Below are 26775 nucleotides of genomic sequence, written 5' to 3'. Positions count from 1 at the left end.
TTTTAAGGATGTGCTTATTTGCGGAGGGTTACATTATTTACTTTGGTATCTTCTTTTTCACCAATTATAATATTGGTAATTGTTGTGTCTTTATAATTTCCTGCGGTGGCATGATACAGCAGTGTCCATGTTCCTGGCTTAAGGCCAATGAATTTAAATTCACCTTCGTCTTCTGGTTTTGCTGTGCTGGTGTCGATACCATTGGTTGCTGTTACAACCGTTTTGGCATCTTTTGGAAAAACGCGGCCTTCCAGGCTGCCTGACCTTTCCTTACTAAATACCTTAACACTTGGCTTTAATTCAAAATCGTTACCATGTTTTCTGATAGACTGGCCTGCATCAATATCAATCCAGAAATTTGTCAAACCGCCGTTGTTAAGCTGTACCTGCGATTCATCAATTTTTATCACTACGAAATTGTCATTGCCTTTAATCATTAAAGGTGAAGGTACTCCACCCAATTCAACACTGTTATTATTACCCAGCGTCAGTCGCACTTTTTTCATTTTTTTGGTTGAACTAAAACTGGTGGATGCAAACAATGTATCCAGCCCGTTTCTGAAAGCAAGAATATCATACACTCCCGCGTGAATATCAACATTCATCCAGCCGCCGGAAACTTCGCCGTTGTGGTCGTGATCATCTGATTCGCTCTCATGCTCACTTTCGTGTTCCGCTTCGGAACTGTCTTCCACCTTTATTTCAACCTTGCTGATATCAAGAAAAACGTGATCAAAAGCTAAGGACGGATCATCCGTAATAAAAATATTAACGGAAGATTTGGCTCCGGTGGCAGCATCACCACCCGGTAAAGTTTTTTGACAGGCAGCCAGGCCAAGGCATATCAAGCAAAAAGCAATAAATGTTTTTAGTTGTGGTTTAAATGAAAGCGTTTTCATGATAATGTTTTTTTAATTGTTGTGTAATGGTTTAAATTTTAAGAACTACATTAATTGGTAACTGCTGTTGTATAAAATGTAACCGGCTTTCTAAAAAAATAAAAAACCCATACAGAATATGGGTTGTACAATTAAAATAGGAGTGTTGGGTATTTTACTTAGCAGTATTTACATGCGCAGCTTTGCGAAGCAACCAGTCAGAAACATGCTGGTGATAAGGATGAGTAACGTCTGCGTTTATTTTTTTTAATAGCGGAAATGCTTTTTCAGCTTCATTTGCGGCCAGGTAGCTCATTGCCAGGAAATACTCTGTGTCTTCCTCATAATAATGCGTATTGTCTGTTTTGTTTTTTTGCTGTAGAGTTATAAATGCGTCAATTGCATTTGACGGTTGCTTGCTGTTGAGATAGGCATTACCTGCTAAAAAATAATCTTCCTTCCCCGGTTGCTGCAGCAATTTATATTGCTCAATTACTGCCGGCATGTCGCCTTTCTGATAAGCGTTTTTTAATGCAGATGTGCCGGTGCCCCTTGTTTCATTTATCTTAAAACTGGCAAAATTTTGACTGAAAAGTTTTTCCGGTGTAGCAGAAAAATACTGGTAGGTAAAAAATGAACCTGCCGCCAAAATTAAAATAGCTGCTATGCGCAAAGAATACCGGAGCATACTCCTCACAACGCCCACAGTTGCCGTAGTTTCCGTTTTAAGTTCTTCCATCATTTCCTTATGTATCAATCCAACCCTGCTTTTTATTCCATAGGATACTATTGCTGCTTTTGCCATACGCAGGTTTTCCAGTTCTTGCCGTGCAAGTTCATCCTGGTCAAGTGTTCTTTTTATATCAGCAGCCTGTGTTTCATCCAGTTCCCCGTCCAGGTATTGGATTAATAATTCGGTTGTTGTGAAATTATTATTCATATACAGATTTAAGATTTTTAGCGAGTTGAGGGTTTGATGTTATCATTTGCTCCAGTTGTTTTAAACACTTGTATTTTTTATTTCTAACTACTTGTTCATTTTCATACGCCAAAGTTTTTAAAATGTCTTTCATGGCCAGGTTGTCAAAATAAAAAGCCAGCAATATTTGTTTGCATGTTGCTCCTAAACTATCTACCAGTTGCATCAGTTGATTTTTCGTTTCCCTGTTTGCGATAAAGTGGCCTACATCCGGGCCTGTTGTATCTTTTTGTTTTTCAAATTTTTCATCCCTGATTTTTGCACGGTCTCTTTTCTTTAACTCATTTAGCCAGGTGTTACGGGTTAATGCATATAAAAATGTACTCACACTGCTTTCGCCTCTGAATTTATCTTTCTTTACTATGTCAATAAAAGTGCAAATCACTTCCTGAAAAATATCTTCTGCATCTTCTTCACTTCCGCTATTTTGCTGTATGTATACTTTTGTCAAATTATATTGTGTACGGTACAAATGCCTGATAGCGTCATCCGGATTGCTATCTGACCGCAGTGCCTGTACAAGTGTTGCATCATCAAATGTTCTGTTTAACTCCATCCTGCTGTATTGAATAGTAAATGTTAAAGTTCAAAATGTAACCTAACCTCAGTTAGGTATTTTTATGATTTTCTAAATATCAACAGAACAAATTTATACATATAAATCTGATAGCATTATTTCGACTGCTAAAAGGCAACCGTTTCAGATCGTTTTTTACTGAACGCCAATGTCTTTTTTACATCGCCCTGATTTAAACAATCACCTGTTACTTTCCATGCAGGGGATTTGCCTGCGGCGTATATTTGCTGTGTTTCGGCGGTTAATGTCTTATAACAATTTTCGCGGAACCAGGGTAAATGCCTTTCATTTATGAATACTAAAAACCGGGATGTCTACATACTGTCTTGTATTGCTATAGTTATTTTTATATTTTACTGGGTAGCAATTTTCATACTGGCAATGCCGGTTACCAGGGCCAGTGAAATAATATCGCACCGGTCTCCTTTTTTTACGAATACCTTCGGCGTTTCGTGGACATTGTTCACGCCCCCCTCTACTTTTAATGATCGTTTATATTTTATTGTAAGAAATGGCACAAACCATGGATTGGCCGACACTATTGAAGTACTCGAAAATATTGCACTTCAAAAGCAGCGGCGTGCTCCTTTCAATCAAAAAGAAAATGTTATAGACCACCTGGTGAATAATAATGTGTGGAATCTAAAGAAACATGTATGGCTTAATAAAAAAAAGCCGTCGCAAATTCTATCATCCTGCGCCGATTCTTTGTACATAGCAAGCGCTATTGCGGCGATTATTAACAAAAGAGCCTATACGGCTAATTTAAATACATTGACCAATTATGCCAGGATGGTATTACAGCAACACAAAATTGATAGAAATGGAAAAGAAATAAAAATATTGATCACAGAAAAACAAATCAGGCCATTTGGGCAAATGGATGATAATAATTTTAAGCCAACCGAAATTGTAGTTTTTGAAACCCCTTTTAATATGCTTGCCAATTGATGCATCGATATATTTCTCACTATATTGAGTTACTGCAGAAAGAGAATTATAAATCTTTTTACCTGGCTTTTTTAAGAGTGGCCCTTTGTTGCTGGCTGCTCAAGGAGCTTTTTATTAACTGGGATAGCCTGGATCTATTATACGGCACATCGGCCTTTGTTGAAGCCAATGCGGTATCACATCGCAACTTTATCTATGGAATCTTTACTCTTGCAAAAAGCCACCATGGATGGTTCATCTTCGCCTACACGTTTGTTATAGCGCTAAATCTGTTGGGGGTTGGCAAACACATCAGTGCGACTGTTCTTTTTTTGTTTGTTTGCTTGCTGCAAAGATTAAATATGTCCATAATCAATGGGGGTGATATCCTTGCAAGAATGATTTTATTTTACCTGATTTTTGCCGGATCATACCACCACTTCGTTTTATTTAAGGAAAAAGAAGATAATACTGAACTGAAAAAAATCCGTAATCTGATCAGCAACTTTGCAGCTTTATCCATAATGCTACAGCTTTGCATGGCTTATTTTTCTGCAGGTATTTACAAATTAATCGATCCTGTATGGTTTCGGGGTGAAGCTACCTATTATGTAATGTCGATGGAACGATATACAGGTACGGGATGGAATAGGTACATTGTTCATCAAAGATGGTTCGATTATATCGCCAACTATGCCACCTTGCTTTTTGAATTATTATTTCCTTTGCTTGTGTGGAAAAAGAAATTCCGGAGACCCCTGCTGGCGGCTGGGTTATTGTTTCATGCTTTTATTTATGTCTTTTTAATGATCTATGGTTTTGAAGTGGTTTTTGTGCTTACTTACGGGCTGTTTTTATCCAACCGGCAATGCCATAATATTTTTTACAAGCTAGCATCGTATTTTAGGTTTGCAAAGCAACCCTTGAGCGCTTTATGAGTTCATGGGTTGATCAATAATAAATGTGCTAAGGTTTATTTCACTCCAAAAACCGCTACATTCACGCCAAATTGAAATTGCCTGTTTTTCCATTGATACCTGCTATCAATATCGTTAATGTTGGTAATTCCATAGTAATAACTGGTAAATAAACTGACATCCGGGGATGGATGAAATTGCATTCCTGCCCTGACACCGGCATCATTATTTTTGAATGCCTTTTTGTTGTATAACAAGGCTTCATTTGAATACACCAGCAGGTTATATTGCGGGCCTGCGTTAATTGTTATTTTAGAGGAGAGGGGATAGTTCAGTAAAATTGGAATACTTAGATAAGCAAGGTTAAAAGCCATGCTTGAGGAAGGATTGTTATTATCTACATAATAAACAGGGAAACTGTTGCTGCGGCTTACTTTTAATAAATTGAACAGCAGTTCTGGTTGAAGGCTCAGTTTTTTAGTGACGGGTATCAGCGCAAATGCTCCAGCTTCAAAGCCTGACTGATATTTAGCCGCCATGCCATTTCCAGTAACATTACTTATATTCAGTGATGCAGTAAGACCATATTGTTTTTTTTGTGCAGTTGCTGTAAAATAAATCGCGGTAAAAGTAAGCACGAGACATCCTCTTAAATTCATAAAATAGGTTTTGATAAATAAAGTGTAAAAATATTCTGCACTGCAAAAGGAAAATTGTTATTATATACCAGTGCTGCGCAGTAGACTATCAGCCGGCATTTTTAAGGTGTTATTTACAGTAGTACGATTTACACGCCCATTGTTCAGCTTATTGAAAAGGAGAACTGAAGAGTTACTTTAATTGAAAGTGATTTTTGTTATTTTTAAAAGCTATAGCCCAGCTTAATTGATATTTCGGTTGGTAACGCCGGTAACTTTCGCCTGTCAACCAAAAAACTATTTAGTTGCGCAATTTCTTTAAAAATAATGTGCGTATCCATTGCAGCCTTCAAATAGCCGGCGCCGGTACTGCCACCTGTACCAATACGGGTGCCAATCATCCGTTGCACCATATTGATATGGCGGTGTCGCCAGTTACCTAACTGATGGTCAATTTCCAATAAAGTTTCCAGTAATTGAAAAGGCAATTCCAGCAACGGATATCCCCTGTATAACATAATAAAAAGAGCATTCCGGCAAGCCGTTGCCGTTAAGTGCCGGTGGTTTTTTTTGGGTTCATCGTAAAAAGTCTCTTTAAAAAAAGCAATGTTGTTTTTTTCTGCCTCTGCCAGGCTGTTTGTATAAATAGCTTCATAAGTTGCAAAAAATCCGGTGTCATTATTGCTCCCGCTTTTGTCTGACGTCCATGCAGCCAGGTCTGTTAAAAAAGGCATCCGTTCCAGCCACCTGTTCAATAACATCATCAGGGAGGGTGCATTTTCTGCTTCCTTAATAAGGGTAATTTCTGCCGTATATAATTGTGAGGTATAATAGGCTTTGCCGTGTCGGTCCTCAAAACGCATACCCAGCTTTGCTTCCAGTATTTTAAACTGCCAGCTTTGAAAGCCTGATGCAGGTCGCAACATATCCCGGAAATCAAGGAAGTCCATAGGCGTCATCGTTTCAATAATATCAACCTGCTGTACCAGTATTTTTAGAATCGTTCCTACTCTTTTAAGCCTGTGTACTACGGTTTGCATATCTGCTGCGTTGTCATCCAGCACGGGTTGATGCATAATTGCAAGTACTGAGTCAACCTCAAAAAGTATTTGTTTAAACCACAGTTCATACGTTTGGTGAATAATTATAAACAACATTTCATCATGGGCCAACGGTGCACCGTTTTTACTGCTTTCGGGGTGCTGTGCGTTTAATAATTTGGTCAGCTCCAGGTAATCTGCATAATGGACTGCGTTGGGTTGCATACAAATAATTTTAGAAATCTTTAAATACTATTATACCAATTTTTTAAAAAAGGCTACGTTTTAAGTGAATGGTTTGAACCTTACGACAGACACTGCATGATTCTATTTGCCTTACGCTTAATCATGTACGCGGAAATGAACATGTATTTGCTTAAGGCGGCAAAATCAGCAACTTCGGTCAGCTCAGGCTTTACCTGATTAATACTGAGGTGCCTTTTTGGGCGATGGCTTTTCCCGTATCAATATTGGTATAGTTCAACATCCAAACATAGGTGCCGGGATCTTGTGGATTACCTTTGAAGGTGCCGTCCCACTTATTTGCCCAATCCCTGGATTCAAATACCAATTGTCCCGACCGGTTGTATACCCGAAAAAGGAGGCTTCTGGCTTTATATGCATTGGTAGGGTAGAGGTAATCATTTAATCCATCTCCGTTAGGAGAAAATGCTTTTGGGACTGCAATGTAGCAGTTACTTGCAACGGTAATGGTATTGATAGCAGTATCCTTGCATCCGATGCTGTTGGTAACAATCAATTGGACTGGCACATCATGCATGGCATTGGACGAAGGGTAGTATTGATTGGGTGGCGATTGAAGCGTACTGACAATACCATTGCCAAAATTCCATTGCCATTGGGTGTTTAAATCTCCGGTACTTTGGTCGATAAAAGCAGCAGGGTCGCCAGGGCATACAACCGGCGTGGACTCAAACATGGCATTGATGGCATTGTTTAAATAAAGAGTAGTAGAAGCTGTGTCACTGCACGTTCCGTTGGTTACGACCAGTGTAGCTTCTTTTTGGCCAAACACGGTATAAGTAAGCGTGTTGTTTTTGGTAATACTGTTTACTGAATTATCAAATGTCCACTGCCAGCTGTTTACGCCATTGCTTCCGTCATGACTATAAAAAATAGTATCGGTAACGCAGCCATATTTTACTTTGGTATTAAAGGCTGCAGACACTGTGTCTTTGGTTGTAAATGCAAGAGCAACTCCTGGTGCAGTTTCCTTTCCACATTCATTGATGATACTGTTTCCATCAGAGCCAGTTAACAGGGTCAATTTAAAATTTCCCGCCTGTTGAACAGGAGCAGATAATTTTATTTCGATAATATCTGTAAGGCCATTGCTGTTGCAATTACCGCTGGCACTTACAATGGTTACCGTACTTGTACCTGTAATAGCAAAATCACTTCCGTCTGAGGCAATGGAACTGCATTTCATTGGGTCACGGAAAAATAACCGCAACACATCAGGTGCACAGGCCACCTTTTGCATGCTGTCCATTGGAGTGGCAATCAAAGGATAGACTGTGACTTTAAGTGTATCTGCCGGGGGGATCATTTTATCGCAATTGTCCAACAGATTATCAATTGCCTTTACAGTAATTTTATAATCGCCGGGGGGAAGAATACCGCCGAGTTTTATTACAACAGAATCCATATCAAAACTGCTGGAACAGCCTACGCCAACAGCACCAATGATGGGAGCAATGGAAGGTATTATTGTAAAATCGCTGCCATCAGCATTTAAACTGCGGCACTTCATTTTTTTATTGAGTTTTACGGAAATTGAAGATCCGTCACAAGCAGCTCTTGCCGCTGCTAAATGCGGGTCCAGCGGATCGGTGATATTGGCAGTGCCGCCGCCAAATGTCAACTTATAACCGCTTTGAGAGTCGCCCGAAAAGTGACTGATCAATAAAACATATTGATGGCCCTGGATCAAAGCTGGCATCCTGCTAAACAAAGGCACACCATATCCTCCACAAAGTTTAAGTGAGGTGCCTGCAGAACTTGCCCCGGTATTACCAGATTCACCGCTCCAGTCGCAGGCTACAAACATGGTAAGGTCTGTGTACACATCCGCCGGGTTTTTATTGGTAACATCAAACAGTTGCCAGTCATAATCATCACCCTGGTTTACAGGGGACAAAACAAAGCCCAGTGTCCCCGCTGAAAAACAGGTAAACTTATACCAGTAAGGGTTTATGTCGGTAATTTGGTCTGCGTCACATGAACCAAGCACGCGTTTTCCGCCGCAGACTGGCACTGAACCCTGAACGAAGGTATCGGTACCACAAACAGGAAATGCCGTGTTCGGATTTTGACCCAATCCGGTGCAGGTTTGAGCCCTGGTAGCCGCTGTAAAAAGGCAGCATATTAATGTCAATACCAAAAAGTGTTTCATCGTATAATCGGTCAAAGTTAATGAAGGAACTTGTAACAGGAATTACCATGCCCGAAGCAATCAATTAACTGGTGTTTTTTTTTAACAAAATGTCAAAAAATAAAAATAAAATAGGGCGTTTAGTTAGGGCTGCAAAGGATGAAGATAGGAGTTTGTAATTTTTTAATTTCAACCTTAATGGAAAAAATATTTTTCATGGAAAAAGTATTGACTTTAAAATGCATGACAATTACAACAGGCTTTCAGTTGCATAGTAATATTTTTTTTAAGGTGGTTTTTATTTTTACCTTGGGCAGATGAAGAATAAAACGATTGCTTACTTTTTTGGGCTTTGCTGTGTTACCGATATACTGTCCAATACTTTTGGTATTTCGATACTGCACTCAATCGCAAAGCCATTACTAATGCCCTCGTTGATGTTGTTACTGGTAATGGAAACTGGGCCTGTAAAAGATAAACGTTTTCTGCTGATGCTGCTGGGATTGTTTTTTGGATGGCTGGGAGATGTATTACTGATGTTTGAAACCATGCAGCCCATATTTTTTATTTTAGGGTTGGTTGGATTTTTAATTGGTCACCTGTTTTATATTTTTTATTTCAGACAAATAGCTTCGGTTATCACACTAACGAAAAAAGGAAACCTTTTTTTTATACTACCGGTGGCCATTTACGTAGTGGGTTTGTTGTATTTACTTTTTCCTTCCTGGGAGCGCTTAAAATTCCAGTAACAGTGTATGCCGTTGTGTTGTCGGCGATGCTGTGCATGGCATTGTGGCTATATTATAAAATTGATTTTCACATAGCATTGCTGTTTATTGCGGGCGCTGTCTGTTTTGTAATATCGGATAGTATCTTGGCCATCAATAAATTTTATCAATCATTTCCTGCGGCGGGGTTCATCATTATGAGTACCTATTGTCTTGCGCAATACCTGATTGTAAGGGGAGCCACTAAAGTGCATCAAAATAAATTTGTGGGCAAAGAAGCGGTCGGGTAGGAGTGTAATTATTTTACCCTTGCTTTTATTTCCTGCAATTTTAATAATGCTTCCACAGGTGTGAGGCGGTTAATATCAACAGCATTCAGCAGCGAACGTATTTCCTCAAAAGTAACGGAGTGAACATCAAAAATACTCAGCTGCATTTTTGGGGTGTTTAAATTTTTAACTGTTTGCTGCAAAGTGGAGCCTTGGTTTTCATCACTGCTGTCCCGGCTTTTTTCGAGTTGTAATAAAATTTCGTTGGCCCTGTCAATCAGTTGCGGTGGCATACCGGCCATGCGTGCCACGTGAATACCAAAGCTGTGTACACTACCGCCGGGCGCCAGTTTGCGTAAAAAAATAATTTTATTGCCGACTTCTTTATTGGTTACATGGTAGTTTTTTACACCGGGTAATTTGCTTTCCAGTTCATTCAGTTCGTGGTAATGAGTGGCAAACAATGTTTTTGGTTGATGAGCACTTTTATGCAGGTATTCGACAATACTCCAGGCAATAGAAATACCATCATAAGTAGAAGTGCCCCTGCCAATTTCATCCAGTAAAATCAAACTGCGGCTGGTAATATTATTGATAATACTTGCAGTTTCATTCATCTCTACCATGAATGTGCTTTCACCTCCACTGAGGTTATCGCTTGCACCAACACGGGTAAAAATTTTATCGGTCAACGGAATATTGGCGTCTCTTGCGGGAACAAAACTGCCCATATGTGCCATCAGGGTAATCAGGGCGGTTTGTCGCAGTATGGCACTTTTACCACTCATGTTGGGCCCGGTTAAAATGATGATCTGCTGCGTAGCCGGATCCAGTAAAATATCATTATCAATATAACTGTCACCTATCGGCAAATGCCGTTCTATAACCGGGTGCCTGCTTCCTTTGATGTCTAAAATAAAACCATCATTCAATGCAGGTTTTTTATAGTTGAACTGTAGTGCGTTGCCAGCAAAACAGGTCAGGCAATCCAGTATGGCCATTACCTGGCCATTTACCTGCATGGGCGCTATATAATCCTGCAGCTCGTTCAGCAATTTTTCGAAAAGCTGCATTTCTATCAGCAAAATTTTATCCTCTGCACCAATAATTTTTTCTTCGTATTCTTTTAGTTCCGGTGTAATATAACGTTCCGCATTGGCTAAAGTTTGTTTGCGTATCCAGGTGTCAGGCACTTTTGGTTTGTGCAGGTTGGTAACTTCCAGGTAATAACCAAACACATTATTGAAACTGATTTTTAAGGAAGATATGCCGGTAACAAGCGCTTCTTTCTGCTGTAATTCTACCAGGTATTCTTTTCCGCCACTGCTGATTTTTCTTAAGGCGTCCAGCTCATCATCGATACCCGCCGCAATAATTCCACCCTTTGATGCAAGCGCAGGCGGGTTCTCGCTAATTTGCGCCACTATTTTGTCAACGATATATTTACATGGATTTAATGAATCTCCCAGGCGTTGCAGGTAAGTGTTGCTAAGTGTACTGCAAATAGTTTTAATGGCTGACACCTGTTGCAGGCCTTTAGCGATCTGCAAGACTTCCCTGGGATTTACCTTTTTTAACGGCACTTTGCTGGCCAGTCTTTCAACGTCGCCAGCTTGTTTTATATGCTGCGTAATTTTATTGCGGGTGTCCGTTTCCTTAATAAAATATTCCACCGTGTCCAGCCGTTCCCTGATTTTAGAAAGGTCATTTAAAGGCAATACCATCCAGCGTTTCAGCATACGTGCGCCCATTGGCGAAACAGTATTATCCAGTACTTTTAACAGCGTATTGCTGCCATCGGCACCTCCAAATAATTCGAGATTTCGGATGGTAAAACGATCCATCCATAAATGCTCTTCCCTGTCAATACGTTGTATTGATGTGATGTGACCAAGGTTGGGATGTTCCGTATCTTTTAAATAATGCAGGATAGCCCCGGCGGCAATAATGCCCTGTTGCATCCCTTCAATCCCAAAACCTTTCAGGCTGTGGGTACCAAAATGTTTTAATAAACTTTCCTGTGCGTACGCATCTGCAAACACCCATTCATCCAAAGCATAGGTAAAAAACTTGGTACCAAAATATTCCTTAAAATATTTTTGCCGGTTGCGCTGAAAAATAACTTCGGCCGGTTTCAGGCTCTGCAATAATTTGTCTGCATATTCCTTATCACCTTCGGCAATAAAAAATTCACCGGTGCTGATATCCAAAAAGGCAATGCCGGTTATATTTTCTTCAAAATGAATGGATGCTAAAAAATTGTTGCTGTTATGTTCCAGCAATTTATCACTGGTGGCAACACCCGGGGTTACCAATTCTGTTACCCCGCGTTTTACAATGCCCTTGGCGGCTTTGGGGTCTTCCAGTTGATCGCAGATGGCCACCCGGTAACCGGCTTTTACCAGCTTGTGCAGATAAGTATCCAGTGCATGATGCGGAAAGCCTGCCAGTTGCGATGAATTGGCATCGCCGTTATTTCGTTTGGTTAAAGTGATGCCCAAAACAGTAGATGCCGTAACTGCATCCTGGCCAAAAGTCTCATAGAAATCACCTACCCGAAAAAGCAAAATGGCATCAGGGTAGCGGGCCTTGATGGCATTGTGTTGCTGCATGAGAGGTGTTTCCGTGGTGGCTTTGGCCATTATAGTTAATTGATTACGGTTGCTGTTGATTGTTTGAGACGGCGCAAAAATAGGGCTTTACTTAGTTTGTGGCAATCTTTGTGGCGAATGTGAATTACTTTTGCATATAATTTTTTTGAATGAGAAAACTGAGTATGGAGGAATTGAACCGGCTGACGGTGGAGGAGTTTAAGCAAACAGAAAAGATTCCGGTGATTGCGGTACTTGAAAATATACGCAGCGCTTACAATGTAGGAAGTGTGTTCAGAACGGCCGATGCCTTCTTATTGGAAGCCATTTATATTTGTGGTTATACCTGTACGCCACCGCATAAGGAAATTAAAAAGACTGCATTAGGTGCCGAGGATACGGTTAGCTGGAAACATTTTGAAAACACGAATTTGGCAATACAAGAATTGCACGAATCAGGATATACTGTTTTTGCAGTGGAGCAGGTTGAAGGGAGCACGTTGCTGAATAATATTGATTATAAAATTGGGGATAAAATAGCAGTAATTTTTGGAAATGAAGTTACCGGTGTTGAACAAAGCACCATTCAGCAATGCGCTGGTTGTATAGAAATACCCCAAGCCGGTATGAAGCATTCGCTGAACATTGCGACTGCAGCAGGTGTTGTGTTGTGGGAACTGGTGAGAAAGCAGCCCTGATCGCCTAAAGGGGAGTAAAAAAAGAGTTGCCTTTATGGTTAAAATAAAAAATCGCCGTTTTAATATTTATTGAATGAGTAGTATAAAAAAATATTTGAGTTTAGTAAAGTTTAGTCACACCATTTTTGCAATGCCGTTTGCCATTATTGGATTTTTTTTGGGCATAGTCAGCAAGCTAAGTGTTATAAATGCTTTTAAGCCTGATAACAAAGAAAGTTATGTGTTCCAACAATTTGAAAGAGATTTTCTGAATTATGAATTTGCAGGGAAATTTATTTTGGTTATTTTATGTATGATATTCGCCAGAAGCGCTGCCATGGCCTTTAACCGCTACCTCGACAGAAATTTTGACGCAAAAAACCCACGTACGGCTATCAGGGAAATCCCCGCCGGTATTATTTCAAAAGAAAGTGCTTTACGCTTTGTAATAATTAACTGCCTGTTATTTGTTACTGCCACTTTTTTTATTAACAGGGTATGTTTTTTATTAGCTCCTGTAGCCTTGTTTGTAATATTATTTTACAGCTATACCAAGCGTTTTACACCTTTGTGCCACCTGGTACTTGGTGTAGGTTTGAGTTTGGCTCCCATTGGAGCTTACCTGGCTGTAACCGGTGCTTTTGCATTGCTTCCAATTATTTTTTCAATGGCCGTAATATTTTGGGTGAGTGGTTTTGATATCATTTATGCCTTGCAGGATGTGGAGTTCGATCAATCGCAAAAACTATTTTCTATGCCGGCATGGTTGGGTAAATCCAAAGCATTAAGGGTGTCCGAAATGCTGCATGTATTGTCTGCCGCCTGCGTAATATTTGCCGGCATTTATGGTGATTTTGGATGGTGGTACTGGATTGGGATCGCTGTTTTTTGCGGCATGCTTTTTTACCAGCATTCAGTCGTAAAACCAAACGACCTTAGTAAAGTAAATCTGGCTTTTATGACGGCCAATGGTATCGCCTCGGTAGTGTTTGCGGTTTTTGTCTTGCTGGATATTTTTTTACACCATCATGCCAATCCCATTATAAAAATTTAGCATGGCGAGAATATTGGCAATAGACTATGGTGGAAAAAGGACGGGCCTTGCTGTAACTGACCCGCTTCAAATTATTGCGACAGGGCTGAGCACCATCGAATCCAAAGAATTAATTCCCTACCTGAAAAAATATTTCTTAACCGAAGTGGTGGAATTGATCATCATCGGCCTGCCCAAAAACTGGGACGACAGTGAGACACATGGTACACCATTTGCAGAAGCAGCGGTTAAAAAATTGCAAAAGGCTTTTCCTCAAATACCGGTTAAAACCGTTGATGAACGATATACTTCCAAAATGGCAAAAGATGCCATGCTGCAAATGGGAATGAAAAAAAAGGACCGGCAGGTAAAGGGAAATGTCGACATCATAGCGGCTACCATTATACTTCAGGAGTACTTACAGAGTATCCAATAAGAATAAATAATTGTAATTTTGTAGTACAGCATGGCAAATAGACAACTTTGAAACGCAAGGCATTTTATGTTTTGCGTAGATTTTCCAGTTTATTTTTCAAAAAACAATAACAAGAGCAATCGCTTAGAAAACACGATATGATTTTACCAATAGTAGCATACGGTTCGCCGGTTTTAAGAAAGGTTTGTGATGATATTAATAATGATTATCCGGGCCTGGAAAAATTGATTGCCGATATGTGGGAAACGATGTATGCCAGTAACGGTGTGGGTATTGCGGCGCCGCAAGTGAATAAAAACATCCGGTTATTTATTATTGACAGTGAACAGATTTTTAAGAATATGGATGAGGATGATGAAGATGATTATCCGGATGAGCCGGGTTTTAAAGGAGTTTTCATCAACGCACATATAGCTGAACAAAACGGGAATGAATGGCTTTATACAGAAGGCTGTCTCAGCATACCTAAAATCAGGGAAGATGTAAGCCGCAAAGAATCGGTAACGTTGAGTTATGTTGATGAGAATTTTGTACAACATACCAAAACCTTCAATGGAATTACAGCAAGGGTGATATTGCATGAGTATGATCATATTGAAGGCAAGCTTTTTATTGATCACATAAAGCCACTCAAAAGAACCCTGTTGAAAAGGAAGCTGGATGATATTTCGAGAGGAAAAGTGCAGGTAGATTACCGAATGGTTTTTCCAAAATAGCGTAAACTGATTGTGCCTTTTTTCAGTCAGTAGAATCAAATATTTTGACGCAAAGATTTTGTAATAATTTGCAGGTATGATAAAAAAAATCATACCTGTTTTGTTTTGCATCCTTTACACTGCTGTCGCAATAGGCCAGGATAGTGCATTAATTATTGGCAAAAAAACTATTACACTATCAGAAGTAGTGGTAAACAATAAATTAAATGTACCTGCATTTATTGACCGCATAAAAAACGACACTACGTTTTACAAAGCCTTCAAAAATCTGCGAATCCTTAATTATATCGCTATTAATGATGTACGCATGCTTGATAAAAGCGGTAGTAACCGGGCAACGATGCACAGTAAAATTCACCAAATAAGAGATAGTAACTGCCGAGGCATGGAGACGCTGGAACAACAAAGCAGCGGGGACTTTTATACAACTGACAGCGGATACAACTATTATACGGCCCAAATGTATGCCTCATTGTTCTTTACAACTGGATTAGTGTGCGGCGAAGATAATATTGTGGCGGGCGATGCGTTCAATACATCCGGTAAAAGCGGGCTGGAAAAACATAAGGAACAATTGAAAATATTATTTTTCAATCCAGGCAAAAAAATAACCGGTATACCTTTTGTTTCGGGTAAAACATCCATTTATGAGGATGATATGGCTGAACTGTATGATATGAGCGTAGATATGGATGAGTATAATAAGACCAGCTGTTATATTTTCAGGCAAAAAGTAAAGCCGGGCAAAGAAGGTAAGGTAGTGGTGGATGAAATGACGACATGGTTTAACGACAAGACCTTTGAGGTAGTTGCAAGAAATTATAATTTAAGGTATGATGCAGGTGTATATGATTTTGACGTGCAGATGGAAGTGCAGATGGCGCATGCAGGAAATTACCTGGTTCCGGCTTTGATAAAATATAATGGCAACTGGAAAGCTATTTTTAAAAAACGGGAACGAGGCGTGTTTACTGCTACATTGTTTGATTTTAAATAAAATATAGTTTGATACCCAGGAGCTTCGACTTATTGAACACATCTTATATTTACAATACATTGCGAAGTAGAAGAAAATCTATAAAATCAGTTTTATAGTTAAAATCTACTTATAATTTGTATTTTTACAAAACAAAATAATTGTATTATGAAATTATTGACAGTTGCTTTTATGTTTATTGCCAGCGGCTGCTTTGCACAGCAGTGGCAAATAGAGGCAGGAGGAGGAATTACCGGGTATAGCGGAGACCTGTCACGGCCCGGAATAAATTTTAAAACAGTTGGACCATCTTTTGGTGCCAATGTTAAATATTTAATGCCCAATAATTTTGTCGTGCTACGTGCAGGTTTGAATTTTGGTAAGGTTCAGGGCGACGATAAATACAGTAAAGATGCAGGGTTGGTTTCCCGTAATCTTAATTTTAAAACAAATATCCTGGAGGGAAGTGTTGCTGCGGAAATAAATTTGGCTGATCCTACGGTTTATGACGGGTTACCTTATATATTTGTCGGATTAGGTGTTTTTCATTTCAATCCTTACACTTATGACAAAAATAATACTAAAGTATTTTTACAGCCTTTAGGTACAGAGGGACAGGGATTGTCAGAATACCCTAACAGGCCAATGTACAAGACCACCAAGATGTTTATTCCGATAGGCTTGGGTTGGAAGTTTAAGGCAAGCGAAAGAATTGATCTTATATATGAGTGGGGTTTCCGTTACATCAATACAGACTACCTGGATGATGTAAGCAGTACTTATGCTGATCCACAGGTGTTGCTGGCAAAAAGAGGTCCTACTGCAGCAGAATTATCATTTCGGCAAAATAAACCTTCTGCAGGGATAGCTGGTCATATCAGGGGAAATCCGGATGCAAAAGATTGGTATTATATGACCGGTATTAAAGTTTGTATTAAGTTGGGCGACGTTTTTGATGACTATCAATAATCGATTTAACACAACTAGTTTACAAGCTCAGACAAGCAAAATAGCCAGCTCCCACCAGGGGAGCTTTTTCATTTAAGACAACATAAACAGTGACTTCCTTCAGCAATTGATTCATACGTCCACTTTTACTAAATACATCCTTCCAAACTTCAGGATGCAGTAACGGCAAAACTTTGGGAGTAATTCCTCCTGCAAGGTAAAGTCCGCCAGTTGCTTTTAATTTTAAAATGAGGTTGACAGCTTCACAAGCCAGGTATCGATTAAATAGTTCTATTGTTTCAATGCAAACAGGGCAATTGCCCTCCAGCGCAGCCTTACTTATCACGGGAGCCGGATCTGTATTTTCCATCTGTTGCAACAACCACTGCGGGGCATTCTTTTTTTCAACTCCCGTCAGGTATTGCCAAATGGTGTAAATGCCATTTCCGCTCAGCAACCTTTCCCAACTTACGTGTTCATGCCTGCTTAGTAAAAAAGTTAATAGTGCGATATCTCTTGGCGTGCGTGGCGCAAAATCGCAGTGGCCACCTTCAGTTGCAAAGGGATGGTACAACTTCCCATCAAAGTATAATCCAGCCTCGCCTAAGCCCGTACCAGCAGCTAGTATAGCAATGTTGCCTGGGGTTTCATTTGTTCCTTTATACAGAATGGTAAGTTCCTCTTGCTTTAGACCAGCCAGGCCATAGGCCGTAGCCTCCAGGTCATTCAGTATAGCAACCGGGCTGCCACCAACATGTTTGCTTACCTCTTCACTGTCTATACTCCAGCTAAGGTTGGTAAATTTTACCTTGCCTTCAATCACAGGTCCGGCAACAGAAAAACAAATTTTTTCCGGCTGCTGCTGCCCTTCTAAAAAATGGGAAAGTAAAGCTGTAAAAGAATTGAAGTCACTGGTATGATAGCGGCATTCTTTAATGCTTTCAAGTCCTTTCGCTGAGTACCGGCTTAATTGCATGTTAGCCTTTGTTCCGCCAATATCTCCGGCTAAGATAGTGATAGGTTTATCACTTACATTATTGGGGTTCCTGAAAGCGACAGGGATAAGCAATTGTAGATTCATATTAAATTGAAGTTAGAGAAAAAGCCAAGAAAAAAAATGCATCAACAAATCTATTGATTAACACCAATGCTTCCATCAGGCTTCAGCCTTAATTTAGAATAATTTATTTTTTTGATTTTCATTTCGTAATTTCCATGTAATCTTTAATACTGCTTTTTGAACTTATAGTCTTTTGATTATCCTGGCGGAAACCATATCTCTATTCTTATAATCGCTAAACATTTTAATCATGAAAAAAAGACTACTAGGCATTATCTGCATTTTTGTTTTTATTATCGGCTCCAAGGCACAGGTTACACAAATCAATTCGAACAAAAGTTTGCAACTGGTCAGTCCGCTTACTACCACGCAAACTATTTTTGCTTCTGTAACCGATAGTTCCTTGTGGGTAACAGATGGAACCCTTGCCGGAACTGTTCAAATAACTACTACAATTAAGTATGAAGCGTTAGCCGGCTTGCTTTCAGGCAAACTTATTTTTAGGGGAAGTACGGCAGCAACAGGAGCTGAATTATATATTACTGACGGCACTTCTGCAGGAACAGTACTCGTAAAAGATATCAATCCGGGTACTACAGCATCTGCACCGGCAGAATTCGCCTTACTAAATGGCTTTATTTACTTTGATGCTGCAACTGTTGCTGAAGGCCGGGAATTGTGGAGAACCAACGGCACCAATGCTGGTACAACCCTGGTGAAGGATATCGTTCCGGGAACAGACAGCAGTAACGCCATTAATGAGTACCATCTTTTTTCAAACGGAACTTTTTTACTGTTTGCCGCGAAAACTGCGGCTAATGGAATCGAGCTTTGGAAATCCGACGGCACAAATGTGGGCACTGCTCTTTTACTTGATATCAATACGGGCAACGCAGGTGCTGATTCATCTAATCCTGCCAATTTTTATATTTATAACAGCATTGTTTTATTTTCAGCCACCGATGCTACACATGGTAATGAAATATGGAAAACAGATGGAACTGCAGGGGGCACACTGTTGGTAAAAGACATTAATCCCGGTACAGGAAGCTCCACTACGCTTGATATATTTGGCTTTTCCTTTCCACTTTTATTGGGTTTTCATACATTTAATAACCACGTTTATTTTAATGCCAGTGATGGAACCAGTACAGGGGAAGTATGGAGTACGGACGGAACAACTGCAAACACTACGTTACTAAAAAACATCGTGCCCGGGCTTTCAATTTCAGTGATTTTATTGATTGACGCAGTTGATCTACCGGGCAAGTTTATTTTTCCTGTTTCTGATGGAGCCAGTCGTACCGAATTGTGGCAGTCTGATGGTACACCTGCCGGAACGGTATTATTTAAGTCGTTTGATGTAATAAGTATGAACGGAGATATACCTGCGATTTTTTTGCCTTACAATGGCAATCTGTTGAGCGGTAATTTTTCTCAAACGTTATTCCAGGGAAACAAATTTTTCTTTACTGCCAGTACAACAGCTGCGGGATATGAATTGTGGATTTCGGATGGCACGCTTGCCGGAACAACAATGGTAAAAGATATAATACCCGGCTCAGGAAACGGCATCGATGCGACAAAAAGTCTTTCTTATTTGTACACTTCAGGTGAGTTATATTTTGCTGCAACAGATGCAACCCATGGCAATGAATTATGGAAATCTGACGGTACAAGCGGTGGCACTTCGATGGTGGCCGATATATACACCAATACAGGAGATGCTTTGCCTGAGTTATTTCTGATCAACAATAGCAAAATCTTTTTTGGTGCTACCAACGGCGACAATGCAACGGCAACTGACTTATATGTTGTAAATGGAGTTTTTACCCCTTTGCCGGTTAAGCTCGTTGATTTTACAGTTACTCCACTGGCAGAGGATGCATTGATAAAGTGGACAACGTCCCAGGAAATTAACACCAACAGTTTTACAATACAACGGAGCAGTGATGGATTGAATTTTGAAAATGTAACAACGGTAGTAGCGGCTGGTAATACCGCTAATGGTCATAAATATTCTTTTACTGACAACAATATCCTCGCCAGTGGGGGAACAATTATTTACTACCGTCTCCTTACAACTGATACAAATGGTAAGCAGGAGGTTAGCAATACCATTGCTTTAAAAATAAAACCAATGAATTGGAATGCAAGGTTGCTTGCTAATCCCGTGCAGCAAAACATACAGCTTATCACATCAGGCATTACAGCCAATGCGCAGATGTCAATAAAAGATATGTCAGGGAAAATGGTTTACAGCAGACAATTGCAGCGGATAAATGGAGTTGAATCTGTTCCGGTAACCTCATTGCCTCATGGCCAGTATATAATAATAATAACCAGTGATGGTGAAAATAAGTCGATTCTTTTTATAAAATAATTTGCCTGGTAAAAGTAAAAAAGCAGTTCCCCATGAGCTGCTTTTTTATTGCATTATACCATTTAAAAAATACATGCGGTAATGGGCATGTGTGAATTTAATAATAACGTATCTTCCATTTTACCTGTAAAAATAAAATATGCTTATGAGAAAAAATAATATTGCAGCAGTTGTATTAATGCTGTTATTGAATTGCACTTTGGACGTCTCGGCACAAGCAGACAGTATTGCAGCTACCGTACCACAAAAATTTATTACAAAGCATAGTATTAAAATCGATAACAAACTAATCAGTTATACGGCTGTTGCCGGAACATTGATTTTAAAAAATGAAAAAGATGAACTGATAGCCTCTATCGGTTACACCGCTTATACCAAAGATGGTGAAACAGATAACAGCAAAAGACCGGTAACGTTTTCGTATAACGGCGGACCAGGCTCTTCTTCTATGTGGCTGCACATGGGTATTATGGGACCAAGAAGAGTGGTGGTAAATGATCCTTCGCCTAATGGCCCGGCCCCATACAAAATAGAAGATAATAATTATTCTATTTTAGATGTATCAGATGTGGTGATGATTGATCCTGTCGGTACGGGCCTGAGCCGTGCCATTGGCAAGGCTAAAAACATAGATTTTTGGGGAGTAGATGCAGATATCAAATCAATCAGCCAGTTTATTAAAGATTATGTTCACCAAAATGAACGGTGGAACTCGCCAAAATATTTACTGGGTGAAAGTTATGGTACATTCCGTTCTGCAGGAGTTGCAGATTACCTGCAGGAAAATTTCGGTATTTCAGTAAATGGGGTTGTGCTTGTGTCCAGTGTTTTAGATATACGTACACTATCATTTCAACCCACTGATGATCTTCCATTTATCGTCAATTTGCCTACCTATGCAGCGACTGCCTGGTACCATAATAAATTAGCTAATAAGCCTGCGAACCTGCAGCTGTTTTTAAAAGAAGTAAGAACTTTCGCCACAGGCGATTATGCTTCGGCATTGTTACAAGGAGATGCGCTGACCGTTGAGGAAAGAAATAAAATCATAGACAAACTAGTTGGGTATACAGGCCTCAGTAAAGATTACCTGGAAAAGGCAAACATGAGGGTAGTTCAGCCACAATTTTCGCAGGAACTGTTACGCGGAACACAGGAAGTTGCAGGTCGTTTAGATTCACGCTACAAGGGGATTGCCCAGGATGAATTGGGTGAATACGCTTTTTATGATCCGCAATCATCCGACATCAGCCCGGCCTTTATTTCAGCCTTTATGAACTATTATACCACTGAGTTAAAGGTAAGTAAGGATAAAGTGTACAATACCGGGGCATATGCATTTCCGGATTTTAAATGGGACTGGAAACATGCACGCAGCAACGGTTTTTTTGGCGACGCAGCTACTCCTAATACTGCACCCGATTTAAAGAATGCTATGTCAAGTAATCCAAAAATGAAAATACTGGTGTTAAATGGTTTGTATGATCTGGCAACCCCATTTGCCGGTACAGAATATACTTTCGATCACATGGGCTTGAACAAAAAAATCAGGAGCAACATTACCATGAAATATTATGAGGCGGGGCACATGATGTACATTTTAAATTCAGCTGCAACTGCATTTAAAAAAGATGTGGCCGAATTTATTACCGGATCTTCAAAATAACTTGTGCTTTAATGCAGTAGTAAAAAAAAATGTACCTAACTGATGTCATTTTTGTTTTCACTGTACTTTCTCCATTTTTCAATTACGGCCAGCATATCATCCGGTAAATAACTTTCAAACAGCATTGGCTGTTTGGAAGTTGGGTGTATAAAGCCCAGTTCCTTTGCATGCAAAGCCTGGCGTTGGCATAGCGCAAAACAATTGTCTACAAACTGTTTGTACTTGCTGAAAATGGTACCTTTTACAATTTTATCGCCGCCGTAAAAATCATCATTAAATAAAGGATGACCAATGGACTGCATGTGCACACGTATCTGGTGTGTGCGACCTGTTTCAAGTCTGCACTCAACCAGCGTAACGTAATTAAAACGTTCCAGCACTTTGTAATGGGTTACGGCTTCTTTTCCATGTTCCCCTTCCGGGTAGGTGGTGAATAATTTTCTAAAACGTTGATGCCGTCCAACATGGCCGCGGATGGTTCCTTCATTCTCTTCAAAGTCTCCCCAAACCAGGGCTATATAACGGCGGTGAACGGTATGATTAAAGAACTGTTTAGCCAGGTCGGTCATTGCTTTAGGCGTTTTAGCCAATACCAGCAGCCCGGTTGTATTTTTATCTATCCTGTGTACCATTCCAAAACGGGGTAACCCATTTTCTTCCAGCTCAGGATTTTGTTGTTTTAAATAAAAAGCTACGCCATTGATTAACGTACCGCTCGGGTTGCCGCTGCCGGGGTGTACCACCATACCGGCTGGCTTGTTGATGAGTAATACATCATCATCTTCAAAAACAATATTTAACGGTATATTTTCAGGGATGATATCATTGCTGTCGGGATGCCGGTTATCGAAAACAACAATTTTATCGTAGGGCCTTACTTTATAATTGGCCTTTACTGGTTTATCATTCACCAGCACCATCTCGTTGTCAATACCTTGTTGTATTTTATTGCGGGTAGCACCTTCAATACGATGCATCAAAAATTTATCAATGCGCAATGCTTCCTGGCCTTTTGGGATATCAATCACCAGTCTTTCATACAATTCTTCGCTTTCCTGCAAGTCATCTTCTACAGCTATTTCGTTGCTCATTTTTATTTTATTAAACTCATTTTATATAATGGATAGTTGAGAATCGGGTGCCATCAATATCCAACCATCTGACAAATAGTTCTTTTTCAGCAGTTATTGACAGTCTTGAATATTTAAACACTCAATACCTGGCACCAAATACTAATCCTGCATTCAATTAACTTTGCAAAATAAACTAATTACATTGACTAAGCAGATAGTATTGTTTAAAGACCTGGGTTTAACCGATTACCAGTCGGCATGGGATTGCCAGGAAAAGCTGTTTCAGGAAAATGTACATATAAAGGCGGTAATAAGGAATATGGAAATGGGAGCACCTGGTTTGGTTGCCGAAAATATTAGCCTGCTAAGGGGGTCTGTCGCAGATACTAAACCTGAAACGCAACATTATTTTCTCATCTGCGAACACCTGCCGGTACTGACCTTAGGAAAAAGTGGCCATGTTGAAAATATTTTGATCAGCGAACAGGAAATGCAGAAGCGGGGCATACAATACTATAAGACAAACAGGGGAGGGGATATTACTTTTCACGGGCCGGGCCAAATAGTAGGATATCCCATACTTGACCTTGACAAATTTTATACAGATATTGGCAAATACCTGAGGGCACTGGAAGAAGTAATTATACTTACCATGCAGGAGTACGGCTTAAAAGGCGAACGGAGTAAAGGCGAAACAGGCGTTTGGATGGATGCAGGAATTCCAGGAAGTGAAAGGAAAATATGCGCAATGGGCGTGCGCTGCAGCCGCTGGGTAACCATGCATGGATTTGCGCTGAATGTAAATACAGACCTCTCTTATTTTGACACGATAATTCCCTGCGGAATAGAAAACAAAAAGGTTACCTCCCTTCAAAAGGAACTCTATAGAACTTTAAATTACGAAGAGGTTAAGCAAAAGGTTAAAGCCAATTTTGAAATTGTTTTTGGTGTTGAATTGCAATAATAATTATTGAGGCTCGGTCATAATAGGCCTTTTTGTTTCAGGCGGCGGTGGTCCAACCCAGCCATCTTTCGCAATGTAGAACTTGTATTTCTCCAGTAAAATGCCATCATCATATAAATGATAGTAAAACCAGCCAGTGTGTAAAAAATTTACTTTTTCTACAATCAGGTAAGATTCTTTTATATTTTTTATTTCAAATACCAGCCTGTCTTTTTCATCAAAAAAATACAGTGAAAATTTTTCCTTATCTGCATCGGGTAAACTCACAATCAGATTATTTTCCCTGTTGGCATAAATAAATTTGCTCGGCACAAATCCGGTGGGGGGCTTGGGTTTAATAAATTTTCTTGTCGGAGGCAAGAGATCTTCACCCGGGTTTGATATATCTGGCGTTTCCTGAGCAGGCTGTAGAGCTGCGGGAGCTGTAAAGTCCATTAGTTTTTTTTGGTCTTCCGTATTTTGTCTTACTACACTGGCCGTGTCGATTTGTTTCGGAAGCTCAATAACAGGTTTCTGTGAACGTGAAAAAATATAAGTGCCTCCTTCAAATGCTACAAATACGCGATAGAACATAGTAGGATTGGGGGCTTTACCATCCACATATCCATTTTCTTTATTCAGTGGATTGAGCACTGTACCGATAGTTGTAAAATTTTTAATACTATCGGCTGAGCGCTGGATATTGATATTGGCGATTTTAACGCCATAATTATTTTTCCAGCTGATGATTATTTGATTGCTGATATTTTTTACGGAGATGCGGGGCAGTGTATCCTGGGCAAGACAATGTCCGGCAGCAGCAATGATAATAAAGGACAACAAAAATTTGCGCATAATTTACTTTGAACGCGGAAACAGTTTTTTTGTTTTAAGCGCAAAGATAGTAAGCCATTAAAACATATCAGAAAATTAACGTGCCAGCCGGCAAAGACGCGTTGCCCTGCAAACCACCTGTGTGAAGACAAACAATTTTACTCCCCTCCGGGAATACATTTTTCTCAACACTATCCAATACGGCAAACATCATTTTTGCAGTGTAAACAAAGTCAGTCGGTATGTTATTGTCTTCGTAAAATGTATTCATAAAGTGCAATAAGGCAGGTGTTTTTTTTGCATACCCGCCAAAATGATAATCGTTCAGCAATGTGGCCGTATTGGGTGTTCCGGTTAAGTAAGCAATTCTTTTATCAATGTCTGTCATTCCTTTTAATACAGGGACTCCAATTATTTGCTGGTTTTTTTTTGCACCTTTCATTAATCCGGCCAGCGTAGTTGCTGTACCCAGTGCCGTGCATATATGGGTTGTATCTTCTTCAATCAGCTGAGTAATCAAAGCCGCGCCGGCAGCACCTTTTGGATGATAGCCCCCTTCCGGAACCAGTGTAAAATTTTTCCACTCTTCCTGAAACTGGTTCATAGAATTATCTGCTTGTTTGTTACTGTATTCTGCTCTTGATAAAAAATGCAACTTCATTCCATATTGTATACAGGCCTGTAAGGTTGGCGATAATTTGTCTGGGTTTTCTCCACGTACCAGCCCAATGCTTTTTAATCCGGCGGCTGTACATGCAAAAGCCGTTGCTACAAGGTGATTGGAATAAGCACCTCCAAACGTGATAAGGCCTTGTTGAGGAGATGCCAACGCATCCTGCAAAAAATAATGCAGTTTAAAGAGTTTATTGCCAGATACGACAGGATGAATTTTATCTAATCTCAACACAGATACACTTATTTTTTTTCTGATTAAACAATCGTTTGCAACAATATCAACAGAAATTTTTGGAGTGTCAAACAGCATTTTATTCACCTATTAGTTTATTTTCGCATCGCAATATAATTCAATGTTTCAATGTTAATTATAAGTACTCATAACTGATATTGAGACAATTCCCAAACATCCTGTTATAAGCAGGAACAAACTAGTTACAAAATGAAACCAACTCTTGTAGTATTAGCAGCGGGGATGGCCAGCCGCTATGGTAGTATGAAACAGGTACAGGGTTTTGGCCCAAGCGGCGAAACCATCATGGAATATTCTATTTACGACGCCATCCGGGCAGGATTTGGCAAAGTAGTCTTTATTATCCGCGAAGAATTTTTGGATATGTTTAAAGAAAATTTTGCTACTAAATTGAAAGGAAAAATTGAGGTTGAATTTGCCTTCCAGGAATTATCGAAATTTACCGGCAACAGGCAAATTCCGGAAGAAAGAAAAAAGCCATGGGGTACAGCTCATGCCGTGCTCTGCTGCAAGGGAATAGTAAAAGAACCTTTCGCAGTCATCAATGCAGATGATTTTTATGGCCGGGATGGCTTCGAGAAAGCATACCAATTTTTAACTACACAGGTTGCTGATAACAATTACGCTATTATAGGGTATGAGTTAAAGAAGACATTAAGTGACAACGGTAGTGTTAGCCGCGGCGTTTGCAATGTAGATTCAAACGGCAATCTGGTAGATATTAATGAGCGAACAAAAATTTATCGCAATGAGCAAGGCATCATTACTTATGAAGATGAAAGTGGTTTACATGAAGTAAGTGAAGATTCCAGTGTAAGCATGAATTTCTTCGCATTCTCCCCCAACTTTATTACCCAAAGCGAGAATTATTTTGGTGAATTTTTAGACAGGGAGCTTCATAACCCTAAAGGCGAATTCTTTATTCCTTTGGTGGTAGATAAAGTGGTAAAAAATAAGGAAGGTGATGTGAAAGTAATACCAACCTCAGCACAATGGTTTGGAGTAACGTATAAAGAAGATGCACCTGAAGTAAAAGCCAGTGTAGATAAGTTGGTGGCGGATGGACAATATCCATCTAATTTATGGGCTTGATATCACAGCTGGTTGAAACCTGCTAAAGTAAAATAAAAGGAGCGGTCTATTACAAGACCGCTCCTTTT

23 protein-coding genes and 1 pseudogene are annotated in these 26775 nt (G+C 39.8%); 13 read left to right on the top strand and 11 right to left on the bottom strand.

Going from position 1 to position 26775, the window contains the following annotated elements; translation table 11 throughout:
- Positions 1–14: 14 nt before the first annotated feature.
- From QWZ08_RS05285 to QWZ08_RS05275, 3 genes are all read right to left on the bottom strand, one after another.
- Positions 15–899, bottom strand: coding sequence for a DUF4382 domain-containing protein (locus QWZ08_RS05285; RefSeq protein ID WP_290336196.1), 885 nt, complete (start codon positions 897–899; stop codon positions 15–17).
- Between the two features lie 154 nt (positions 900–1053).
- A complete protein-coding gene (locus QWZ08_RS05280; protein ID WP_290336195.1) occupies positions 1054–1818 on the bottom strand; it encodes a hypothetical protein in 765 nt (254 codons plus the stop codon).
- Positions 1811–2413 carry an RNA polymerase sigma factor gene (locus QWZ08_RS05275; protein WP_290336194.1) on the bottom strand — a complete coding sequence of 201 codons (603 nt, stop codon included), beginning with the start codon at positions 2411–2413 and terminating at the stop codon, positions 1811–1813. Before QWZ08_RS05275 ends, QWZ08_RS05280 begins: the two co-directional genes overlap by 8 nt.
- Positions 2414–2725: 312 nt before the next feature.
- Between QWZ08_RS05275 and QWZ08_RS05270 the strand changes: the two genes are divergently transcribed.
- Both QWZ08_RS05270 and QWZ08_RS05265 read left to right on the top strand, forming a co-directional pair.
- Positions 2726–3385, top strand: a complete 660-nt coding sequence (locus tag QWZ08_RS05270) for a hypothetical protein (RefSeq protein ID WP_290336192.1) — start codon at positions 2726–2728, stop codon at positions 3383–3385.
- Positions 3385–4302: an HTTM domain-containing protein gene (locus QWZ08_RS05265; RefSeq protein WP_290336190.1), complete on the top strand. Its 918-nt coding sequence runs from the start codon at positions 3385–3387 to the stop codon at positions 4300–4302. The genes QWZ08_RS05270 and QWZ08_RS05265 overlap by 1 nt, the downstream gene beginning before the upstream one ends.
- A gap of 35 nt (positions 4303–4337) precedes the next feature.
- Here the strand turns inward: QWZ08_RS05265 and QWZ08_RS05260 are convergent, their stop codons facing one another.
- From QWZ08_RS05260 to QWZ08_RS05250, 3 genes are all read right to left on the bottom strand, one after another.
- Positions 4338–4940 (bottom strand): porin family protein, encoded by a 603-nt coding sequence (locus QWZ08_RS05260; protein ID WP_290336189.1) that lies wholly within the window; start codon positions 4938–4940, stop codon positions 4338–4340.
- Between the two features lie 203 nt (positions 4941–5143).
- Positions 5144–6184, bottom strand: coding sequence for a tryptophan 2,3-dioxygenase (locus QWZ08_RS05255; protein ID WP_290336188.1), 1041 nt, complete (start codon positions 6182–6184; stop codon positions 5144–5146).
- A gap of 190 nt (positions 6185–6374) precedes the next feature.
- Positions 6375–8375 carry a T9SS type B sorting domain-containing protein gene (locus QWZ08_RS05250; RefSeq protein WP_290336187.1) on the bottom strand — a complete coding sequence of 667 codons (2001 nt, stop codon included), beginning with the start codon at positions 8373–8375 and terminating at the stop codon, positions 6375–6377.
- Positions 8376–8671: 296 nt separating this feature from the next.
- On the opposite strand from QWZ08_RS05250, the pseudogene QWZ08_RS28175 reads away from it, so the two are divergent.
- A pseudogene (locus tag QWZ08_RS28175) lies at positions 8672–9372 on the top strand (lysoplasmalogenase).
- Positions 9373–9380: 8 nt separating this feature from the next.
- On the opposite strand, the gene mutS reads toward QWZ08_RS28175, so the two are convergent.
- Entirely contained in the window at positions 9381–11993 is a 2613-nt protein-coding gene (mutS, locus tag QWZ08_RS05235; RefSeq protein ID WP_290336185.1) for a DNA mismatch repair protein MutS, read from the bottom strand.
- A gap of 119 nt (positions 11994–12112) precedes the next feature.
- Between mutS and QWZ08_RS05230 the strand changes: the two genes are divergently transcribed.
- The 6 genes from QWZ08_RS05230 to QWZ08_RS05205 all read left to right on the top strand — a co-directional run bounded on the left by QWZ08_RS05230 (position 12113) and on the right by QWZ08_RS05205 (position 16749).
- Positions 12113–12640, top strand: a complete 528-nt coding sequence (locus QWZ08_RS05230; RefSeq protein WP_290336184.1) for an RNA methyltransferase — start codon at positions 12113–12115, stop codon at positions 12638–12640.
- A 73-nt stretch (positions 12641–12713) separates the two neighbouring features.
- Positions 12714–13673 (top strand): UbiA-like polyprenyltransferase, encoded by a 960-nt coding sequence (locus QWZ08_RS05225; RefSeq protein ID WP_290336183.1) that lies wholly within the window; start codon positions 12714–12716, stop codon positions 13671–13673.
- 1 nt (position 13674) lies between these two features.
- Positions 13675–14088 (top strand): Holliday junction resolvase RuvX, encoded by a 414-nt coding sequence (gene ruvX / locus QWZ08_RS05220; RefSeq protein ID WP_290336182.1) that lies wholly within the window; start codon positions 13675–13677, stop codon positions 14086–14088.
- 137 nt (positions 14089–14225) lie between these two features.
- Entirely contained in the window at positions 14226–14804 is a 579-nt protein-coding gene (gene def, locus QWZ08_RS05215) for a peptide deformylase (RefSeq protein WP_290336181.1), read from the top strand.
- 76 nt (positions 14805–14880) lie between these two features.
- Positions 14881–15801: a hypothetical protein gene (locus QWZ08_RS05210; RefSeq protein ID WP_290336180.1), complete on the top strand. Its 921-nt coding sequence runs from the start codon at positions 14881–14883 to the stop codon at positions 15799–15801.
- Positions 15802–15948: 147 nt separating this feature from the next.
- Complete coding sequence (locus QWZ08_RS05205; RefSeq protein WP_290336179.1) at positions 15949–16749, top strand: hypothetical protein; 801 nt, start codon at positions 15949–15951, stop codon at positions 16747–16749.
- 19 nt (positions 16750–16768) lie between these two features.
- Here the strand turns inward: QWZ08_RS05205 and glk are convergent, their stop codons facing one another.
- Entirely contained in the window at positions 16769–17809 is a 1041-nt protein-coding gene (glk, locus tag QWZ08_RS05200) for a glucokinase (protein ID WP_290336178.1), read from the bottom strand.
- A gap of 229 nt (positions 17810–18038) precedes the next feature.
- Between glk and QWZ08_RS05195 the strand changes: the two genes are divergently transcribed.
- Positions 18039–20171, top strand: a complete 2133-nt coding sequence (locus QWZ08_RS05195) for a T9SS type A sorting domain-containing protein (protein WP_290336177.1) — start codon at positions 18039–18041, stop codon at positions 20169–20171.
- 145 nt (positions 20172–20316) lie between these two features.
- On the top strand, positions 20317–21837 hold the full coding sequence (locus tag QWZ08_RS05190; RefSeq protein WP_290336176.1) for a S10 family peptidase: 1521 nt from the start codon (positions 20317–20319) through the stop codon (positions 21835–21837).
- Positions 21838–21872: 35 nt separating this feature from the next.
- On the opposite strand, the gene QWZ08_RS05185 is transcribed toward QWZ08_RS05190, so the two are convergent.
- Positions 21873–22928, bottom strand: coding sequence for an RluA family pseudouridine synthase (locus tag QWZ08_RS05185; RefSeq protein ID WP_290336175.1), 1056 nt, complete (start codon positions 22926–22928; stop codon positions 21873–21875).
- Positions 22929–23112: 184 nt separating this feature from the next.
- Here QWZ08_RS05185 and lipB point away from each other — a divergent pair, with 184 nt between their 5' ends.
- A complete protein-coding gene (gene lipB / locus QWZ08_RS05180; RefSeq protein WP_290336173.1) occupies positions 23113–23874 on the top strand; it encodes a lipoyl(octanoyl) transferase LipB in 762 nt (253 codons plus the stop codon).
- Between the two features lie 3 nt (positions 23875–23877).
- Here the strand turns inward: lipB and QWZ08_RS05175 are convergent, their stop codons facing one another.
- Together QWZ08_RS05175 and QWZ08_RS05170 are read right to left on the bottom strand one after the other, a co-directional pair.
- On the bottom strand, positions 23878–24708 hold the full coding sequence (locus tag QWZ08_RS05175; RefSeq protein ID WP_290336172.1) for a Rossmann-fold NAD(P)-binding domain-containing protein: 831 nt from the start codon (positions 24706–24708) through the stop codon (positions 23878–23880).
- Positions 24709–24775: 67 nt separating this feature from the next.
- A complete protein-coding gene (locus tag QWZ08_RS05170; RefSeq protein ID WP_290336171.1) occupies positions 24776–25591 on the bottom strand; it encodes a 1-aminocyclopropane-1-carboxylate deaminase/D-cysteine desulfhydrase in 816 nt (271 codons plus the stop codon).
- Positions 25592–25804: 213 nt separating this feature from the next.
- On the opposite strand from QWZ08_RS05170, the gene QWZ08_RS05165 reads away from it, so the two are divergent.
- Positions 25805–26707: a nucleotidyltransferase family protein gene (locus QWZ08_RS05165; RefSeq protein ID WP_290336169.1), complete on the top strand. Its 903-nt coding sequence runs from the start codon at positions 25805–25807 to the stop codon at positions 26705–26707.
- Positions 26708–26775: the final 68 nt, after the last annotated feature.

It is taken from the genome of Ferruginibacter paludis (genome assembly GCF_030409685.1).
Classification (GTDB): Bacteria; Bacteroidota; Bacteroidia; order Chitinophagales; family Chitinophagaceae; genus Ferruginibacter; species Ferruginibacter paludis.
This window is presented reverse-complemented; position numbering and strand designations above follow the sequence as displayed.

Bases quoted from the DNA above. Each gene is read 5' to 3' on its own strand.
- QWZ08_RS05285 (WP_290336196.1), bottom strand. From the start codon at position 899: ATGAAAACGCTTTCATTTAAACCACAACTAAAAACATTTATTGCTTTT.
- QWZ08_RS05280 (WP_290336195.1), bottom strand. From the start codon at position 1,818: ATGAATAATAATTTCACAACAACCGAATTATTAATCCAATACCTGGAC.
- QWZ08_RS05275 (WP_290336194.1), bottom strand. From the start codon at position 2,413: ATGGAGTTAAACAGAACATTTGATGATGCAACACTTGTACAGGCACTG.
- QWZ08_RS05270 (WP_290336192.1), top strand. From the start codon at position 2,726: ATGAATACTAAAAACCGGGATGTCTACATACTGTCTTGTATTGCTATA.
- QWZ08_RS05265 (WP_290336190.1), top strand. From the start codon at position 3,385: ATGCATCGATATATTTCTCACTATATTGAGTTACTGCAGAAAGAGAAT.
- QWZ08_RS05260 (WP_290336189.1), bottom strand. From the start codon at position 4,940: ATGAATTTAAGAGGATGTCTCGTGCTTACTTTTACCGCGATTTATTTT.
- QWZ08_RS05255 (WP_290336188.1), bottom strand. From the start codon at position 6,184: ATGCAACCCAACGCAGTCCATTATGCAGATTACCTGGAGCTGACCAAA.
- QWZ08_RS05250 (WP_290336187.1), bottom strand. From the start codon at position 8,375: ATGAAACACTTTTTGGTATTGACATTAATATGCTGCCTTTTTACAGCG.
- mutS (WP_290336185.1), bottom strand. From the start codon at position 11,993: ATGGCCAAAGCCACCACGGAAACACCTCTCATGCAGCAACACAATGCC.
- QWZ08_RS05230 (WP_290336184.1), top strand. From the start codon at position 12,113: ATGAGAAAACTGAGTATGGAGGAATTGAACCGGCTGACGGTGGAGGAG.
- QWZ08_RS05225 (WP_290336183.1), top strand. From the start codon at position 12,714: ATGAGTAGTATAAAAAAATATTTGAGTTTAGTAAAGTTTAGTCACACC.
- ruvX (WP_290336182.1), top strand. From the start codon at position 13,675: ATGGCGAGAATATTGGCAATAGACTATGGTGGAAAAAGGACGGGCCTT.
- def (WP_290336181.1), top strand. From the start codon at position 14,226: ATGATTTTACCAATAGTAGCATACGGTTCGCCGGTTTTAAGAAAGGTT.
- QWZ08_RS05210 (WP_290336180.1), top strand. From the start codon at position 14,881: ATGATAAAAAAAATCATACCTGTTTTGTTTTGCATCCTTTACACTGCT.
- QWZ08_RS05205 (WP_290336179.1), top strand. From the start codon at position 15,949: ATGAAATTATTGACAGTTGCTTTTATGTTTATTGCCAGCGGCTGCTTT.
- glk (WP_290336178.1), bottom strand. From the start codon at position 17,809: ATGAATCTACAATTGCTTATCCCTGTCGCTTTCAGGAACCCCAATAAT.
- QWZ08_RS05195 (WP_290336177.1), top strand. From the start codon at position 18,039: ATGAAAAAAAGACTACTAGGCATTATCTGCATTTTTGTTTTTATTATC.
- QWZ08_RS05190 (WP_290336176.1), top strand. From the start codon at position 20,317: ATGAGAAAAAATAATATTGCAGCAGTTGTATTAATGCTGTTATTGAAT.
- QWZ08_RS05185 (WP_290336175.1), bottom strand. From the start codon at position 22,928: ATGAGCAACGAAATAGCTGTAGAAGATGACTTGCAGGAAAGCGAAGAA.
- QWZ08_RS05175 (WP_290336172.1), bottom strand. From the start codon at position 24,708: ATGCGCAAATTTTTGTTGTCCTTTATTATCATTGCTGCTGCCGGACAT.
- QWZ08_RS05165 (WP_290336169.1), top strand. From the start codon at position 25,805: ATGAAACCAACTCTTGTAGTATTAGCAGCGGGGATGGCCAGCCGCTAT.